This is a genomic window from Alcaligenes sp. AB3 (assembly GCF_031844565.1).
GTDB lineage: Bacteria > Pseudomonadota > Gammaproteobacteria > Burkholderiales > Burkholderiaceae_B > Alcaligenes > Alcaligenes faecalis.
In genome coordinates this window covers 80,221-95,237 of sequence record NZ_JAUZVM010000003.1, presented here as the reverse complement: position 1 = coordinate 95,237, position 15,017 = coordinate 80,221, and the positions used below count along the sequence as shown (strand labels likewise).

Here is a 15,017-nt window from a genome sequence, read left to right as displayed (position 1 = left end):
ATCTGACTGTATAGTTCACAAACGGGGCCTTTGAGGCTCCGTTTGTTTTTGGAAAGTAACACGCCATGACTTCCTCTCACGACGATCTGATTGCCCAGGCTCGGGCCTTATTTGAGCAGTCTCAGGACGCCGCCTCGCTGGAAAACGCTAAAGCTCGATTTTTGGGTAAACAAGGTGCCATCACTGCCTTGATGAAAGGCCTTGCCCAGATGGAGCCGGAGCAGAAAAAAGCAGCAGGTGCCAGCATCAATGTGCTCAAGCGCGAAATTGAAGATCTGCTGAACGATCGTCGTGCTGCCCTGGCGGCAGAACAATTGAACCAGCGACTGGCTCAAGAACAGATTGATGTGACTTTGCCCGGCCGTGGTCGTGGCACCGGTGGTATTCACCCGGTGATCCAGACCTGGCAGCGTGTCGAAGCCATTTTCCGCTCTATCGGTTTCGATGTGGCTGACGGCCCCGAAATCGAAAATGACTGGACAAATTTTACCGCTCTGAATAATCCGGAGAATCACCCCGCTCGTTCGATGCAAGACACGTTCTATATCGATATGAACGACGAGCAAGGTTTGCCCTATTTGCTGCGCACGCACACCAGCCCCATGCAGGTGCGTTACGCCCGCATGAATCAGGCACCTATCAAGGTTATTGCCCCCGGCCGTACCTATCGTGTCGATAGTGATGCCACCCACTCGCCCATGTTCCACCAGGTGGAAGGGCTGTGGATTGCCGAGGATATTTCCTTTGCTGACCTGAAAGGCGTTTACACGAACTTTCTGCGTGCCTTCTTTGAAAGCGACGATCTGGTCGTACGCTTTCGACCTTCTTTCTTCCCCTTTACCGAACCATCCGCCGAGATTGACATGATGTTCTCCTCCGGTCCCAACAAGGGCCGTTGGCTGGAGATCTCCGGTTCCGGGCAGGTTCACCCGCAAGTGGTGCGCAATTTCGGTTTGGACCCAGAGCGTTACATCGGTTTCGCCTTCGGTTCCGGACTGGAGCGCCTGACTATGTTGCGCTATGGTGTTAACGATTTGCGCCAGTTCTTTGAAGGCGATCTGCGCTTTCTGAAGCAGTTCAATCGTTGATTCCTACTTCGCGCCGCTGGGCCTCTTAGGCCCGGTCGGTTCCGGTATACGCCGTTTTACGTCTCCATCTTTGCATCATGTTATTTTCCGAATCGTGGCTGCGCCGCTTTGTGAATCCCAAACTGGGAACTGAAGAACTGGGTCATCAACTGACGATGGCTGGCCTGGAGGTTGAAGAAATTCAAGCCGCCGCGCCAGCGTTCGAGAATGTTGTCGTTGGCTTTATTGCCGAGATTGCCCCTCATCCCGACGCTGACCGCCTGCGCGTATGCCAGGTCGATGACGGCTCGGGCAAGCTGCTGCAGATTGTGTGCGGTGCGCCCAATGCGGCTCAAGGCATTAAGATCCCGGTCGCCCGTGTTGGTGCAGAACTGCCCGGTGGCATGAAAATTGGCCCGGTCAAAATGCGTGGCGTGGAGTCCGCCGGCATGTTGTGCTCGGGTCGCGAACTGGGTCTGTCGCAAGATCACGATGGTTTGCTGGTACTGGATGCAGACGCGCCAGTGGGTCAAAGCCTGCGTGAACTGCTGGATCTGGACGACCAGATTATTGAATTGAAATTGACGCCTAACCGTGCGGACTGCCTGTCCGTGCTGGGCGTGGCGCGTGAAGTGGCCGCTCTGACGGGCGAGCCACTGACACTGCCAGACTTCACACCTGTTCCTGTCACGATTGAAGATCGCGTTTCCGTGACCGTGAAAGACGCTGATCTGTGCGGCCGCTTTGCCGGACGTGTGATTCGCGGCGTCAATGCGCGTGCGAAAACCCCGGACTGGATGAAAACCCGTCTGGAGCGCAGCGGCCAGCGTTCGATCTCTGCTTTGGTGGACATCTCCAATTACGTCATGCTGGAACTGGGCCGTCCTACGCACGTGTTCGATTTGCAGCACGTACAGTCTGGTCTGGAAGTGCGTTGGGCACGTAAAGGCGAACAACTGGAGCTGCTGAGCGGTTTGAACGTCGAGCTGGATACTGATGTTGGCGTGATCGCGGTTAACGATGTACCGCAAAGCATGGCCGGTATCATGGGCGGCGAACAAAGTGCCGTCACGCTGGACACGACGGATGTGTATCTGGAAGGGGCTTTCTGGTGGCCAGAAGCCATCATGGGCCGTGCCCGTCGCTACAAGTTCTCTTCCGATGCCAGCCACCGCTTCGAGCGTGGCGTGGACTTCGACTCCATAACCCAGCATCTGGAACGCACCACAGCGCTGATTTTGGAAATCTGCGGTGGCCAGGCCGGTCCTATGGATGATCAGGTTGTGGCCTTGCCCGAGCGCAAGCCAGTGGCCATGCGCCTGGATCGCTGCCGCCGTGTTCTGGGTATTCCTCTGGATCAAAAGCAGGTTGAAAGCATCTTCACCTTGCTGGGCCTGGACTTCTCGGTGGCTGACGGTGTCTTTACGGTCAACCCTCCCAGCTTCCGTTTCGATTTGACGATTGAAGAAGACCTGATCGAGGAAGTGGCCCGTATTTACGGTTTTGAAAATATTCCTGACCTGCCTCCGGTCGCCGCCGCGCAAATGCGTGTGCCGGTCGAGTCCTTGCGTGGTCCGCACGCCTTGCGCGCTGTGCTGGCTGCCCAGGACTATCAGGAAGTGATCAACTTTTCCTTTGTGCAGGAGTCCTGGGAAAAAGACATTAATGGGCAGGCTGATCCTATCCGTTTGCTGAACCCCATTGCCAGCCAGTTGGCGGTGATGCGTAGCAGCCTGATTCCGGGTCTGCTGGCCAATATTGAACGCAACGCCAACCGTCGTCAGTCGCGCGTGCGTGTGTTCGAGTTCGGCCGTGTCTTCATGCGCGATGCTTCCCAAGAAAACGGTCCTTTGACTGTGGCGGGTATTCATCAGCCCAACCGCATTGCGGCCGCTGCCTGGGGGCCTGTTGTGACTGAGCAGTGGGGTCAGCCTGATCGTCTGGTTGACTTTTTTGATGTCAAGCGCGATCTGGAAACCTTGTTGGGCCAACGTGCTGCTCAAGTTCGTTTCGAGCCTGAGGCTCACCCCGCCTTGCATCCAGGCCGTAGCGCCAGTGTGAAGCTGGATGGTAAAACCATAGGTTGGATTGGTGAAATCCATCCTCAGTGGTTGAGCGAATTTGGCCTGAATCAGGCACCCGTGGTCTTTGAGGTGGATGTAGATGCCATCTCTCACGACGACGTAGTGCATGCTCAGGAAGTATCCAAGCAGCCTGTGGTGCAACGAGATCTGGCAGTTTGGCTGGATAAGGACGTATCCTATCAAGCTGTGCTGGATACATTGAACCAGGTGCGCAGCACGGCAGCACAAGCAGCCATCGTCAAGGACATTCAGTTGTTTGACGTCTGGCGCGACAAGAACGATGCATCGGAAAAGAGTCTGGCGATTCGTTTCTGGCTGCAAGACAGCGCGAGCACGCTGGATGATGAACGCGTGGAGCAATGCCTGGAGGTATTGTTGGCGGCACTGGTATCCGCGCATGGCGCACGGGCAAGGGCATAAGGAGACACAATGAACGTAGAGCGTACTTTGACCAAGGCGGATTTGGCCGAACTCTTGTTTGAGCGTGTTGGCTTGAATAAACGTGAAGCCAAAGATATTGTGGATACCTTCTTTGCCGAGATCCGCGATTCTTTGGCCGATGGCGTAGAGGTCAAGCTGTCCGGTTTCGGTAATTTCCAGGTACGGGACAAACCCCCGCGTCCTGGCCGTAACCCCAAGACTGGCGAAGTGATCCCTATCTCGGCCCGCCGAGTGGTGACTTTCCATGCCAGTCAGAAGCTCAAAAGTGTAGTCGAAGGGGCGCCGGTGGCGCCTGAGGATGACCAGGACTGAGCCTTGGTACGTTTGCGTACAGTTTTGCCTGACTGAACGTGTAAAATCACTCCTATTGTCGATGAGCATCAGTGGCCATGAGCACAAACGAAAAGACGGCGACCTTGCCACCTATCCCTGCCAAGCGTTATTTCACAATCGGTGAAGTCAGTGAGCTTTGCTTGGTCAAGCCCCACGTCCTGCGTTATTGGGAGCAGGAGTTTACGCAGTTAAAGCCCGTCAAGCGACGCGGTAACCGACGTTATTACCAGCACCATGAGGTGCTGCTGATACGCCGGATTCGCGGCTTGCTGTACGACGAAGGCTTTACGATCAGTGGTGCGCGCAATCGTCTGGGCGATGGTCCGGATATGCCTTTTGATCAGGAAGCCGCTGTGCGACTGACCGGTCAGGAGATGCAGGCCTTGCGCACCAATCTGGGCCAGATCCAGGCGATGCTGGATCAAGCCTTGGCGATGACGGATCCGGGCTCGGCCCAGTAAACCGGGATTGTTCAGCAGGAATGAAGGTCGGCCTTGGGGCCGGCCTTTTTTCATGGAAGGGATAAGCAGTGAACTTGCGTCGTCAGGCTTTAAAGGCCTTGTTAGTGCAAGAACCGGCTGCCAAGCTGGCAGCGGTACGAGCGATTGCACATGGCTTGCCCGTAGGGGCGGATGAACATTTGGAGGAGCCGCCAGGCGTGCCTGGACGGCCCAAGGGTTTGCGTTTTGTGAGCCCTCAGCAGGTGCCTAAACGTTCGGTGCGGACTATCCAGGGGCGAGCAGCCTTATTGCATTCCTTGGCGCATATTGAATTCAATGCCATCAATCTGGCTTTGGATGTGCTGTGGCGTTATCCCGGGTTACCCGACGCATTCTATGCAGGTTGGTTGCAGGTGGCGGTGGAGGAGGCGTTGCATTTTGAACTGCTTGGCAACCATCTTCAAACGCTGGGTGTCCGCTATGGGGACTTGCCTGTCCATGATGGCTTGTGGGAGATGGCAGAGCGAACGCGCTTTGATCTGCTGGCGCGTATGGCTTTGGTGCCCCGTACTCTGGAAGCGCGAGGCCTGGATGCTTGCCCCCTGGTGCACCGGAAGCTGCTGGACGCCGGTGATGAAAAAGCCGCTGCGATTATTGCCATCATCTTGCGCGATGAAGTCGGGCACGTGGCCTTGGGGAATTACTGGTATCGCAAAGTGTGTCAGGAGCAAGGTCTGCCTGATTTTGACACCTATGGCGAGTTGGCGCAGCGCTATCGTGCACCGCGTTTGCGCGGCCCCTTTAATCGCGAAGCCCGCCTGGAGGCGGGCTTCACTGTCGAGGAAATCGACGAGCTGGAACGGCTGGATGCCGCTTTCAAGAGCGGGTTGCCGACGAGTTAACTTCGGTATTGGGCTTGGGCAGGTTATCCAGCTGCCCGAAACTGACGATGCGGCCAATATACAGAACGGGGCCTTCCGGTGCACCGCTATTGGAGCCACCTTCCGTTTCCAGTGTCATTTCAAAAATCTGCTCATCTTCCACGGTGCCTATCAAGGCTGCAGGAACGGTGATGGGGCGATTGGGATCAATCAAACCCAATGAACGAATTTGTGTGCCGCGTGGGGTGTGTGTCCATAGCTGTACCGACTGAGTTGCTTTGACTTCAGTGCTGACCTTGGGCACCAGCAGGACATTGCCTTGTGGGTCCACCGTCGCAATCCAGGCCGGAGTAGAGGATTGGCCAGGGGCCTGCAGGATGGCCGCCTGACGTGGCTTCATTTCTATGACGTTGATGGGTGGCTCTGAATTCATGTTCATGAGCAAGGCAATCACCAGGCCCAGAATCACGACCGCAGCCAAGCCGCCCCACAAAACAGGCATGGGCATGGCAAAGCCACGGGACTTGCCTTCGCCTTCAACCGGTTCGGGTTTGCGTTTCTTCTCTACTGTGACTGACTCAGGCTCGCTTTTGGCGGGCTTTTTCTTGTCTGCGACCTTGGTTGGTGCTGTCGGCACTGCTTCGGCTGTGACAGTCGCTGTTTTGGTCGCTGGGTCGGAGTCTGCACGCAGCAAGGTGGGGAAGGGCGGTGTGTGATCGTCAGTCTTGTCGTTCGAGCTGTTGGCGGACCAGCGAGGCTCAGTGCGAGTGGCAGCTTCCGCTTTAGTGCCCTGGTCTGCCGAAGTACTGATCTTGATACTGGGTTCCTGGCGCACTGCTTTGATAGCTGGAGCGCTTGTACTGGCGTTGCCGGTGCTTTCCGATTTGGGAGCTTCAGCAGCCGGACTGCTTGTGCTCCCAGCCTGACGACGTGAGGCAGGAGGAGGCAAGCCCAAGGTATGGTGAATGTGAGCCAGGCTAGTGGGCGCAGGCAATGTCGGGGTCAGGCAATCCACCAGTTCCAGCCAGGCTTGTTCCCAAGCCAGAGCCAGACGCGCAGCCTGATCGTTCTGCTGCATCAGAGTATGGGCTTGAGCCAGTTCGTGCTGACTGAGCAGGCCCAAGGTGTATTCGCCAATCATCACCGCATGACGCGGATCGTTGGCATTGCCTTCATTGATCAGGGGGGTGAGCTGCTGCAAGCCATGCTGAACCACCGCACGCAATTGGGCGGGGGAGCGGTTCAGTTGAGGGCCTAGCTGCTCGTAGCTATTGCCATGCAGATAAGCATGGATCATGGCGCGTTGACTGGTGCCATCCAGCTTGCCCATGGCAGGGATGAAACGCTGACCGGCTTGCGGTTGGATGGCGGGAAGGGCGTAATTGTTGTCGCCGCTTTGCGTGCGTTGGCGCAGACGAGCCAGCAGCCTGAAGCGCAGAATGCTGTAAATCCAGGCGCGCCCCTCGCCCAATTCGGGGTCATAGCCGGCGGCATTCTTCCACAGCAAGACAAAGCTATCGCGCAGAACCTCTTCGGCATCGATGCGGCGGCCCAATACGGCCTGGCCCAACGCCAGCATCAAGGGTGCTTCCTGGTCGTACAGCACATCCAGCGCCTGGCTGTCTTGTGCGGCTAACTGATCCAGGGAAGAAGAATACGAAAAAGAAGAAGACGGCATGGATGGATTTTGCACGGTAAAGGGATTCATGAGCCAGATGTCCGGTATCAGGCGCTGTTTTCATTCTGTCCGCGCCTGTTTCAGACAAGCAGGTATTGTATGCCTTTCGCTGAAGGCTTGAAGGTAACAAAGTGCTGGATTGCCAGCATTTTCTTTGCAGTGGCTAGACGTGAATTTCCTGATTTTCAGCACGGAATGCTTGGTGGTGGGGCCATTGCTTTCACGACTGTGGTTTGCAGGCCAATAATCAGCCAAACAAGCACGCCGACGGCAGGGTCTTGGCGGGGATGAGCAGTGCAAAAGGCTATACTTATTAGTTATGTGCTGCCTGAGTGTTGTTGATCTTTACTTAGGCAAAGAGCCTCATTTCTGTATTCGCATCAAGGACATAGCAGGGGCCTGCCTGCCAGTGGAAAGCGTTTGCGCTTGTCCTGCCTTGATTTCAGCGTTGTGCTGCAACTTATTTTTAAGCTGTCCGCGGTTCTTCGGCTTTGTGCTGTTGGGCACGGACCTATTGCGTGTGCCTCCTCGTCCTGAAGTGCTTGATGGTGTCTCCGGTGGTCTGAGCACCCTGAAATCCTTATTTCCTTACGTTTGGCGATTCAAGACTCGCGTGGTCTTGGCCTTGTCCTGTTTGCTGCTGGCGAAAGTTGCCACGGTGATGATGCCGATCTATCTGAAGCAGGTAATCGATGCGCTGAGCCTGCCCGCTACCGCGCTGATGCTGCCGGTGGCGGCCTTGTTGGGCTATGGCGCCGTACGTCTGGCCTCCAGCGCTTTTGGGGAAATACGGGATGCCTTGTTTGCCCGAGTCACGCAAGGCTCGGTGCGCCTGATTGCGAACCACGTCTTTCGGCACTTGCTGGATCTGTCCTTGCGCTTTCATACCGAACGTCAGACAGGTGGTTTGAGCCGGGATATTGAACGGGGCACCAAAGGTGTCAGCTTTCTGCTGAATTTCCTGGTCTTTAATATCCTGCCTACCTTGCTGGAAATCGCACTGGTCTGTGGCATCTTGCTCTGGCGTTACGACTGGGCCTTTGCGGCGGTCACCTTGGGGACGATTGCTGCCTATATTGTGTTCACCTTGCTAGTGACCGAGCGGCGCATGCGTTATCGACGAGCCATGAATGACTTGGACAGCCGCGCCAATTCCCGCGCGATTGATGCCTTGCTCAACTACGAGACAGTCAAATACTTCGGTAACGAGGACTACGAGATCAATCGCTATGACCAGAATATGGGCCAATGGGTTCAGGCTGCCGTGCGTAATCAGGTCTCCTTGAATCTGCTCAATATTGGTCAGGCTTCGATTATCAGTGTCGGGGTGACGGCCTTGCTGTTCATGTCGGCGCAAGGTGTGCTGGCCGGGACCATGACCGTGGGGGACGTTGTGCTGGTGTCTGCCTTCCTGACCCAGCTTTATGCGCCTTTGAACTTTTTGGGCTTTGTGTACCGCGAGATCAAGAACTCCCTGGCCGATATGGAGCGCCTGTTCTCCTTGCTGCGTCGCAAGCAAGAGGTGAAGGATGCGCCGAATGCCCAGGTCTTGTCCTGTGAACAGGCGGGTGTTCGTTTCGAGAACGTCAGCTTTGCCTACGACAGCCGCCGCAAGGTCATCCAGAACCTGAGTTTCGAGATTCCCGCAGGCAAGACTGTAGCGGTTGTGGGCTCGTCGGGCGCGGGTAAGTCCACCTTGTCGCGCCTTTTGTTCCGTTTCTACGATGTGACGGAAGGCCGCATCCTGTTCAATGACCGTGAGCTGCGCGAATGGACGCAGGAGAGCTTGCGCCGTCATATCGGTATCGTTCCCCAGGACACCGTCCTGTTCAACGATACGATTTTGCACAATATTGCCTATGGCCGTCCTGAGGCCAGCAAAGAGCAAATCGTGGCTGCGGCTCGTGCCGCCAGTATTCATGACTTCATTGAAAGCCTGCCTGATGGTTACGAAACCGTTGTGGGAGAACGTGGCTTGAAATTGTCCGGGGGCGAAAAGCAGCGTGTGGCCATTGCCCGTACCTTGCTGAAGAACCCGCCGGTGCTGATTCTGGATGAAGCCACCAGTGCGCTGGATACGCGCACGGAACGGGCAATTCAGGCGGAGTTGAACGAGATTGCCCGTGACCGCACCACCTTGATCATTGCTCACCGTCTTTCCACGATTACGGACGCGGATTTGATTCTGGTTCTGGAGCGCGGACAGATCGTGGAGCAGGGCACACACAGCGAGCTTTTAGCCCTGGATGGCGCCTATGCCCGTATGTGGAATATCCAGCAAAGTCTGGAGGGATAATTTGACCATATAGTACCAAAGCAGTACTATATGGCTCTACGACCTGTTCAGAGAGAAGGAATGCTGCGAATCAGTAAAATCATTGATTACGGCACTTTGGTGCTGACACACATGGCTGGCGATCCAGACCGTGTGTTCAGTGCGTCTGACTTGGCCGCCATCCTGGGTTTGGGCCAACCAACTGTCAGCAAGGTGCTTAAACTGCTGGGCCAGCACGAGCTGGTAATCAGCAGCCGAGGCGCACGCGGAGGGTATGTGTTGGGCCGCCCCGCCAAACAGATTAGTGTAGCGCAGATTATTGATGCACTGGAAGATCAACCCTTTGGCTTGACTGAATGTGTAGCTACTCCTGGAGCCTGTTCCGTGGAGTCAGATTGCCATATACGCAGTAATTGGCAGCGTATCAACGATATTGTCCGGCGCACCCTCGAAGAGGTCAGTGTTGCAGACATGATACGCGTGCCCGTTAACGAATTTCCCCTGACACACAAGCCGGGTCCCGAATTGAAAAACAGAAACAAGGCGAACACCTCCAACGTGGAGTTAACCGAATGAGTACCGTCAACGAACATCTGGACACCTTCCTCGATCGTGATTACGAGGCAGGCTTTGTCACCGACATCGAGTCTGAAACCATACCGAAAGGTTTGAACGAAGACGTCATCCGTTTCCTGTCCGCGAAAAAACGCGAACCGGAGTTCATGCTGGAATGGCGCCTGGCTGCTTACCGCCAGTGGCTGACCATGAAATATCCCAAGTGGTCGATTGTGGAATATCCACCTATCGACTTCCAGGACATCAGCTACTACTCCGCGCCCAAGAGCAAGGCCGACGGCCCCAAGAGCTTGGACGAGGTGGATCCCGAATTGCTGCGCACCTATGAAAAACTGGGTGTGCCCTTGCACGAACGCGCTCGTCTGGCCGGTGTGGCCGTTGACGCCGTGTTTGACTCGGTCTCGGTTGCCACCACCTTCCGCAAAGAGCTGGAAGAAGTGGGCGTGATCTTCTGTTCCTTTTCCGAAGCAGTGCGTGAATACCCGGAACTGGTCAAAAAGTACCTGGGTACGGTGGTTCCGCCTAGCGACAACTTCTACGCTGCATTGAACTCGGCCGTGTTCTCCGATGGCTCCTTTGTGTTCATCCCCAAAGGCGTACGCTGCCCGATGGAGCTGTCCACTTATTTCCGTATCAATGCCCGTGACACCGGCCAGTTCGAGCGCACCTTGATCATTGCGGAAGAGGGCGCTTCGGTCAGCTACCTGGAAGGCTGTACGGCGCCGATGCGCGATGAAAACCAATTGCACGCAGCGGTCGTGGAACTGGTCGCGTTGGACGACGCCAAAATCAAGTACTCCACCGTACAAAACTGGTACCCCGGCGACAAGGACGGCGTAGGCGGTATTTACAACTTCGTCACCAAGCGCGGCGAATGCCGTGGCGCACGTTCGCACATCTCCTGGACGCAGGTTGAAACCGGCTCGGCCATTACCTGGAAATACCCCAGTGTGGTGCTGCGCGGCGACGACTCCCAAGGCGAGTTCTACTCGGTTGCCCTGAGCAACCACCGCCAGCAAGCCGATACCGGCACCAAAATGATTCATATGGGTCGCAATACCCGCAGCACGATTATCTCCAAGGGGATTTCGGCTGGCCAAGGTATTAACACCTATCGCGGCCTGGTTCGTATTACCCCCAAGGCAGAAAACGCCCGCAATTACACCCAGTGTGATTCGCTGCTGATTGGCAAGCGCTGCGCTGCACACACCTTCCCCACGATGGAAGTGCAGAACCCCAGCGCCAGTGTGGAACATGAAGCAACTGCTTCGCGCATTGGCGAGGACCAGCTCTTTTACGCCATGCAGCGCGGCCTGACTGCCGAGGATGCCGTCTCCATGATCGTGAACGGCTTTTGTAAAGAAGTGATTAAAGAATTGCCCATGGAGTTTGCGGTCGAAGCACAGAATTTGCTCGGCGTCAGCTTGGAAGGCAGTGTAGGTTAAGGAGAATAATGAAATGCTGACGATTAAAGATTTGCGCGCTTCGGTTGAAGATAAACCTATCCTTAAAGGCCTGAACCTGGAAATCAAACCCGGTGAAGTCCACGCCATCATGGGCCCGAACGGCTCGGGCAAGAGCACCTTGTCCCAGGTTCTGGCTGGTCGTGAAGACTACACCGTGGAAGGTGGTTCGGTTGATTGGCTGGGGCAGGACCTGCTGGAAATGAAGATTGAAGACCGCGCCCGTTCCGGTCTGTTCCTGGCATTCCAGTACCCCATCGAAATTCCCGGTGTGTCCAACGCCTACTTCCTGCGTGCTTCCGTGAACGCCGTGCGTCGTCATCAGGGCTTGCCCGAGCTGGACGCCATGGACTTCCTCAAGCGCGTCAAAGAGGAAATGAAGACGGTTGGCATGCGTGAAGAGTTTCTGTACCGCTCCGTGAACGAAGGCTTTTCCGGCGGCGAAAAGAAACGCAACGAAGTTCTGCAAATGAGCCTGCTGGAGCCCAAGCTGGCCATTCTGGACGAAACCGACTCCGGTCTGGATATTGACGCTTTGCGCGTGGTTGCCGACGGCGTGAACCGTCTGCGTTCCCCCGAGCGTTCCTTGCTGGTGATCACTCACTACCAACGTCTGCTGGACTACATCGTGCCTGACTTTGTGCACGTTTTGGCCGGCGGCAAGATCATTCGTTCCGGTGGCCGTGAATTGGCTCTGGAACTGGAAGAGCGTGGCTACGGCTGGGTGCTGGAACAAGCAGCCGCCGAACAGAAAGCCAAGGGAGCTGCGGTATGAGTCTGCCGGATTGGGTCAACAGCTTTGCCGCTCAGGCTGCACAAGCACCTGGAGCCGGCCTGCCATGGCTAAGCGCTGTGCGTCAGCGCGCGCTGGATCGTTTCGCACAAGAAGGCTGGCCAACTACGCGTATTGAAGCCTGGCATCACACCTCCTTGGCCTTGTTGGAACAACAAAGCTTTGCGCCTCAGAAGTCGGCTTCGGCTGCAGAACTGGTGGCGTCGGTGCGCCAGCAAGAAGACGGGTATTTCCTGGTTTTCGTAGATGGTCACTACGATGCGGCTTTGTCGCACCTGAATGAGTTGCCAGCGGGCGTGCGTTTGTCTTCGCTTAGCACCTGTCTGGAACAGGATGCAGACTGGTTGCAGCAGGCTTATGGTGACGAGTCCCTGGGCGCCTCGACCGCCGCCTTGAACCTGGCTTTGGCCCAGGATGGCGCGGCCCTGCACATCGCTGCGGGCAAGCACCTGGAGCAGCCTGTTCATCTGGTTTTTGTGCGCACCCAAGGTGGCAGCGCCAGCTTCACGCGTAACCTGATTTCTTTGGAGTCCGGTGCCAGCGCAACGGTGGTTGAACACTATGTAGGTCAGGAAGGAACGGATGCTTCCTTGAGCAGCGTCGTGACTCGCCTGAACGTGGCGCCTGATGCCAACCTGACGCATATGAAGTTGCAGCAGGAAGCGCTGCAAGACTTCCACCTGGCTGCAATTGATGTGCAGCAAGGTCGTGGTTCGGTATTCAATTCGCACTCCCTGTCCTTCGGTGCCCGTATTGCCCGTAACGACATTGCTACCGTCTTCAATGGCGAGCGCTGCGAAACCTTGTTCAATGGTTTGTACTTTGTAGACGGCCGCCGTCACGTCGACCACAACACCATCATTGATCACGCTCAGCCCAACTGCCAAAGCCGTGAGTTTTACCGCGGTATTCTGGCCGACACCGCCCGTGGTGTATTCAGCGGTCGTGTATTGGTCGGCAAGGGCGCGGATGGTACGGATTCGGTACAGCGCTCGGACAGCCTGCTCTTGTCCAAGATGGCCCGTGCGGACTCCCGCCCCGAGCTGGAAATCTACGCTGATGACGTCAAGTGTGCACACGGTGCTACGGTGGGTCAGCTGGATGCAGACAGTCTGTTCTATCTGCGTTCGCGCGGCATGACCATGGAAGATGCACGCAATATGCTGATCTACGCATTTGCGGCCCAGTCCCTGGAACGCATTGCTTCCGAGAGCCTGCGTAGCCGTGCCACGGTCGGTATCAACGCTTTGTTGCCTGGCGGTCTTGCCCTTGGAGATCTTGCATGAATGCGCCTATGCCCGTAACTGCTGCTGGTTTGCTGAATCACCGCGAGGATTTTCCTATCCTGGCTCGTCCCATTCGGGGCCAACGCCTGTCCTATCTGGACAACGGGGCGACGACGCAAAAGCCGCGCTCGGTTATTGAAGCCGAGGCGCGATTCTATGAGCAGTCCAATGCGAATATCCATCGTGGTGTGCATTGGCTGTCTCAGCATGCTACTGAGCTGTACGATCAGGCCAGAAGTACAGTGCGGGCATTTCTGAATGCTGCGCGCGATGAAGAAATTGTATTTACGCGTGGCACCACAGAATCCATCAACCTGGTGGCCTATAGCTGGGGCATGGACAACCTGAAGGCGGGTGATGAAATCCTGCTGACAGGCCTGGAGCATCACTCCAATATCGTGCCTTGGCAGCTTGTGGCTCAACGCACGGGCGCAGTCATCCGCGTGGTGCCTGTGCTGGACAACGGCGAGCTGGATCAGGAAGCGTTCAAGCAGCTGCTTAACGAGAAAACCCGTTTGCTGGGCTTGGTCCATGTATCCAATGCCCTGGGCACGATCAACCCCGTTGCTGAAATGATCCGTCAGGCGCATGCCGTCGGCGCCAAGGTGCTGGTAGACGGGGCCCAATCCGTTCCCCACTGTGTGGTGGACGTGCAGGCTCTGGATGCTGACTTCTACACGTTCTCGGCGCACAAGCTGTACGGTCCCACCGGTATGGGTGCTCTGTACGTGCGGTATGAGATTCTGGACAGCATGTCGCCCTGGATGGGCGGCGGTGACATGATCACCACAGTCAGTTTCGAGCAAAGCAACTACGCGCCCGTGCCACAGCGTTTTGAGGCAGGTACACCCAATATCGCGGGTGCCATTACCATGGCTGCCGCCATCGATTATGTGATGGGCATAGGCATGCAGCGTATTGCTGATCACGAAGCGCTGCTGCTGGATTACGCCACCGAGGCCTTGCTGGCCATGCCTGGCATTCGTATTATCGGTACGGCCGCACACAAGGCAGGCATCGTGTCTTTCCTGGTCGACGGCATTCATCCACACGATCTGGGCACCATCCTGGATATGGACGGCGTTGCCGTGCGTGCCGGCCACCACTGTGCCATGCCCTTGATGACGCGCTTTGGCATTCCTGGTACGGCTCGTGCCTCTTTTGCCTTGTACAACGATTACGCTGATATTGACGCTTTGCTGGGCAGCCTGCGCAAAGCTCAAAAACTATTTGGAGTTGGCTAAATGAGCCAGGATTTCAACGGGCTGCGCGAGCTCTACCAAGAGGTCATTTTTGACCATAACCGTAGCCCGCGTAACTTTGAAGTAATAGAAAACGCCAGCCATTTTGCCAATGGCCACAATCCTCTGTGCGGGGATCAACTGGCTGTGTACGCCGTGGTTGAAGACGGCATTGTGCAGAAAGTCAGCTTTGTGGGGCATGGTTGCGCTATTTCCAAAGCCTCGGCATCCTTGATGACCGAAGCCGTGAAGGGCCTGAGTCTGGCCGAGTTTGAGTCTCTCTTTCAAGATATGCACGCCATGCTGACAGAGGCCCATCCCGATCGAGATCTGGGCAAGCTGGAAGTGTTATCTGGTGTGCGTGAATTTCCCGCACGGGTTAAATGTGCCACTCTGGCCTGGCATACCCTGCACAACGCCATCAATCAGGCCAAAGAAACCGCGCAAACCGAATAAAGG

At 56.2% G+C, this 15,017-nt stretch carries 13 protein-coding genes; 12 read left to right on the top strand and 1 reads right to left on the bottom strand.

All coding sequences use genetic code 11. The annotated features are described in order from the left end of the window. Positions 1-65 precede the first annotated feature (65 nt). The 5 genes from pheS to Q9R35_RS07845 all read left to right on the top strand — a co-directional run bounded on the left by pheS (position 66) and on the right by Q9R35_RS07845 (position 5,267). Positions 66-1,088: a phenylalanine--tRNA ligase subunit alpha gene (gene pheS / locus Q9R35_RS07865; RefSeq protein WP_003800363.1), complete on the top strand. Its 1,023-nt coding sequence runs from the start codon at positions 66-68 to the stop codon at positions 1,086-1,088. Between the two features lie 77 nt (positions 1,089-1,165). Beyond that, on the top strand, positions 1,166-3,571 hold the full coding sequence (pheT, locus tag Q9R35_RS07860) for a phenylalanine--tRNA ligase subunit beta (RefSeq protein WP_125304340.1): 2,406 nt from the start codon (positions 1,166-1,168) through the stop codon (positions 3,569-3,571). A gap of 9 nt (positions 3,572-3,580) precedes the next feature. Beyond that, on the top strand, positions 3,581-3,904 hold the full coding sequence (locus Q9R35_RS07855; protein ID WP_009454385.1) for an integration host factor subunit alpha: 324 nt from the start codon (positions 3,581-3,583) through the stop codon (positions 3,902-3,904). Between the two features lie 77 nt (positions 3,905-3,981). Then, a complete protein-coding gene (locus Q9R35_RS07850) occupies positions 3,982-4,386 on the top strand; it encodes a MerR family transcriptional regulator (RefSeq protein ID WP_003800357.1) in 405 nt (134 codons plus the stop codon). A 68-nt stretch (positions 4,387-4,454) separates the two neighbouring features. Further along, positions 4,455-5,267: a ferritin-like domain-containing protein gene (locus Q9R35_RS07845; RefSeq protein ID WP_252606495.1), complete on the top strand. Its 813-nt coding sequence runs from the start codon at positions 4,455-4,457 to the stop codon at positions 5,265-5,267. On the opposite strand, the gene Q9R35_RS07840 is transcribed toward Q9R35_RS07845, so the two are convergent. After that, entirely contained in the window at positions 5,242-6,954 is a 1,713-nt protein-coding gene (locus Q9R35_RS07840; protein ID WP_311219633.1) for an anti-sigma factor domain-containing protein, read from the bottom strand. The two genes, Q9R35_RS07845 and Q9R35_RS07840, sit on opposite strands and share 26 nt — an antisense overlap. 484 nt (positions 6,955-7,438) lie before the next feature. Here Q9R35_RS07840 and Q9R35_RS07835 point away from each other — a divergent pair, with 484 nt between their 5' ends. Genes Q9R35_RS07835 through sufU form a run of 7 tightly spaced genes read left to right on the top strand, consistent with a single transcriptional unit; the run spans position 7,439 to position 15,014 of the window. Further along, positions 7,439-9,220: an ABC transporter ATP-binding protein/permease gene (locus Q9R35_RS07835; RefSeq protein ID WP_042482103.1), complete on the top strand. Its 1,782-nt coding sequence runs from the start codon at positions 7,439-7,441 to the stop codon at positions 9,218-9,220. A gap of 60 nt (positions 9,221-9,280) precedes the next feature. Then, positions 9,281-9,775, top strand: coding sequence for an SUF system Fe-S cluster assembly regulator (locus Q9R35_RS07830; protein WP_003800349.1), 495 nt, complete (start codon positions 9,281-9,283; stop codon positions 9,773-9,775). Beyond that, on the top strand, positions 9,772-11,220 hold the full coding sequence (gene sufB / locus Q9R35_RS07825) for a Fe-S cluster assembly protein SufB (RefSeq protein ID WP_009454374.1): 1,449 nt from the start codon (positions 9,772-9,774) through the stop codon (positions 11,218-11,220). The genes Q9R35_RS07830 and sufB overlap by 4 nt, the downstream gene beginning before the upstream one ends. Positions 11,221-11,233: 13 nt before the next feature. After that, a complete protein-coding gene (gene sufC, locus Q9R35_RS07820; protein ID WP_009454372.1) occupies positions 11,234-12,013 on the top strand; it encodes a Fe-S cluster assembly ATPase SufC in 780 nt (259 codons plus the stop codon). Next, positions 12,010-13,317 (top strand): Fe-S cluster assembly protein SufD, encoded by a 1,308-nt coding sequence (sufD, locus tag Q9R35_RS07815; protein ID WP_042480368.1) that lies wholly within the window; start codon positions 12,010-12,012, stop codon positions 13,315-13,317. Before sufC ends, sufD begins: the two co-directional genes overlap by 4 nt. After that, positions 13,314-14,561, top strand: a complete 1,248-nt coding sequence (locus Q9R35_RS07810) for a cysteine desulfurase (RefSeq protein ID WP_311219632.1) — start codon at positions 13,314-13,316, stop codon at positions 14,559-14,561. The genes sufD and Q9R35_RS07810 overlap by 4 nt, the downstream gene beginning before the upstream one ends. Further along, complete coding sequence (sufU, locus tag Q9R35_RS07805) at positions 14,562-15,014, top strand: Fe-S cluster assembly sulfur transfer protein SufU (protein WP_009454366.1); 453 nt, start codon at positions 14,562-14,564, stop codon at positions 15,012-15,014. The last annotated feature ends 3 nt before the right edge of the window (positions 15,015-15,017 follow it).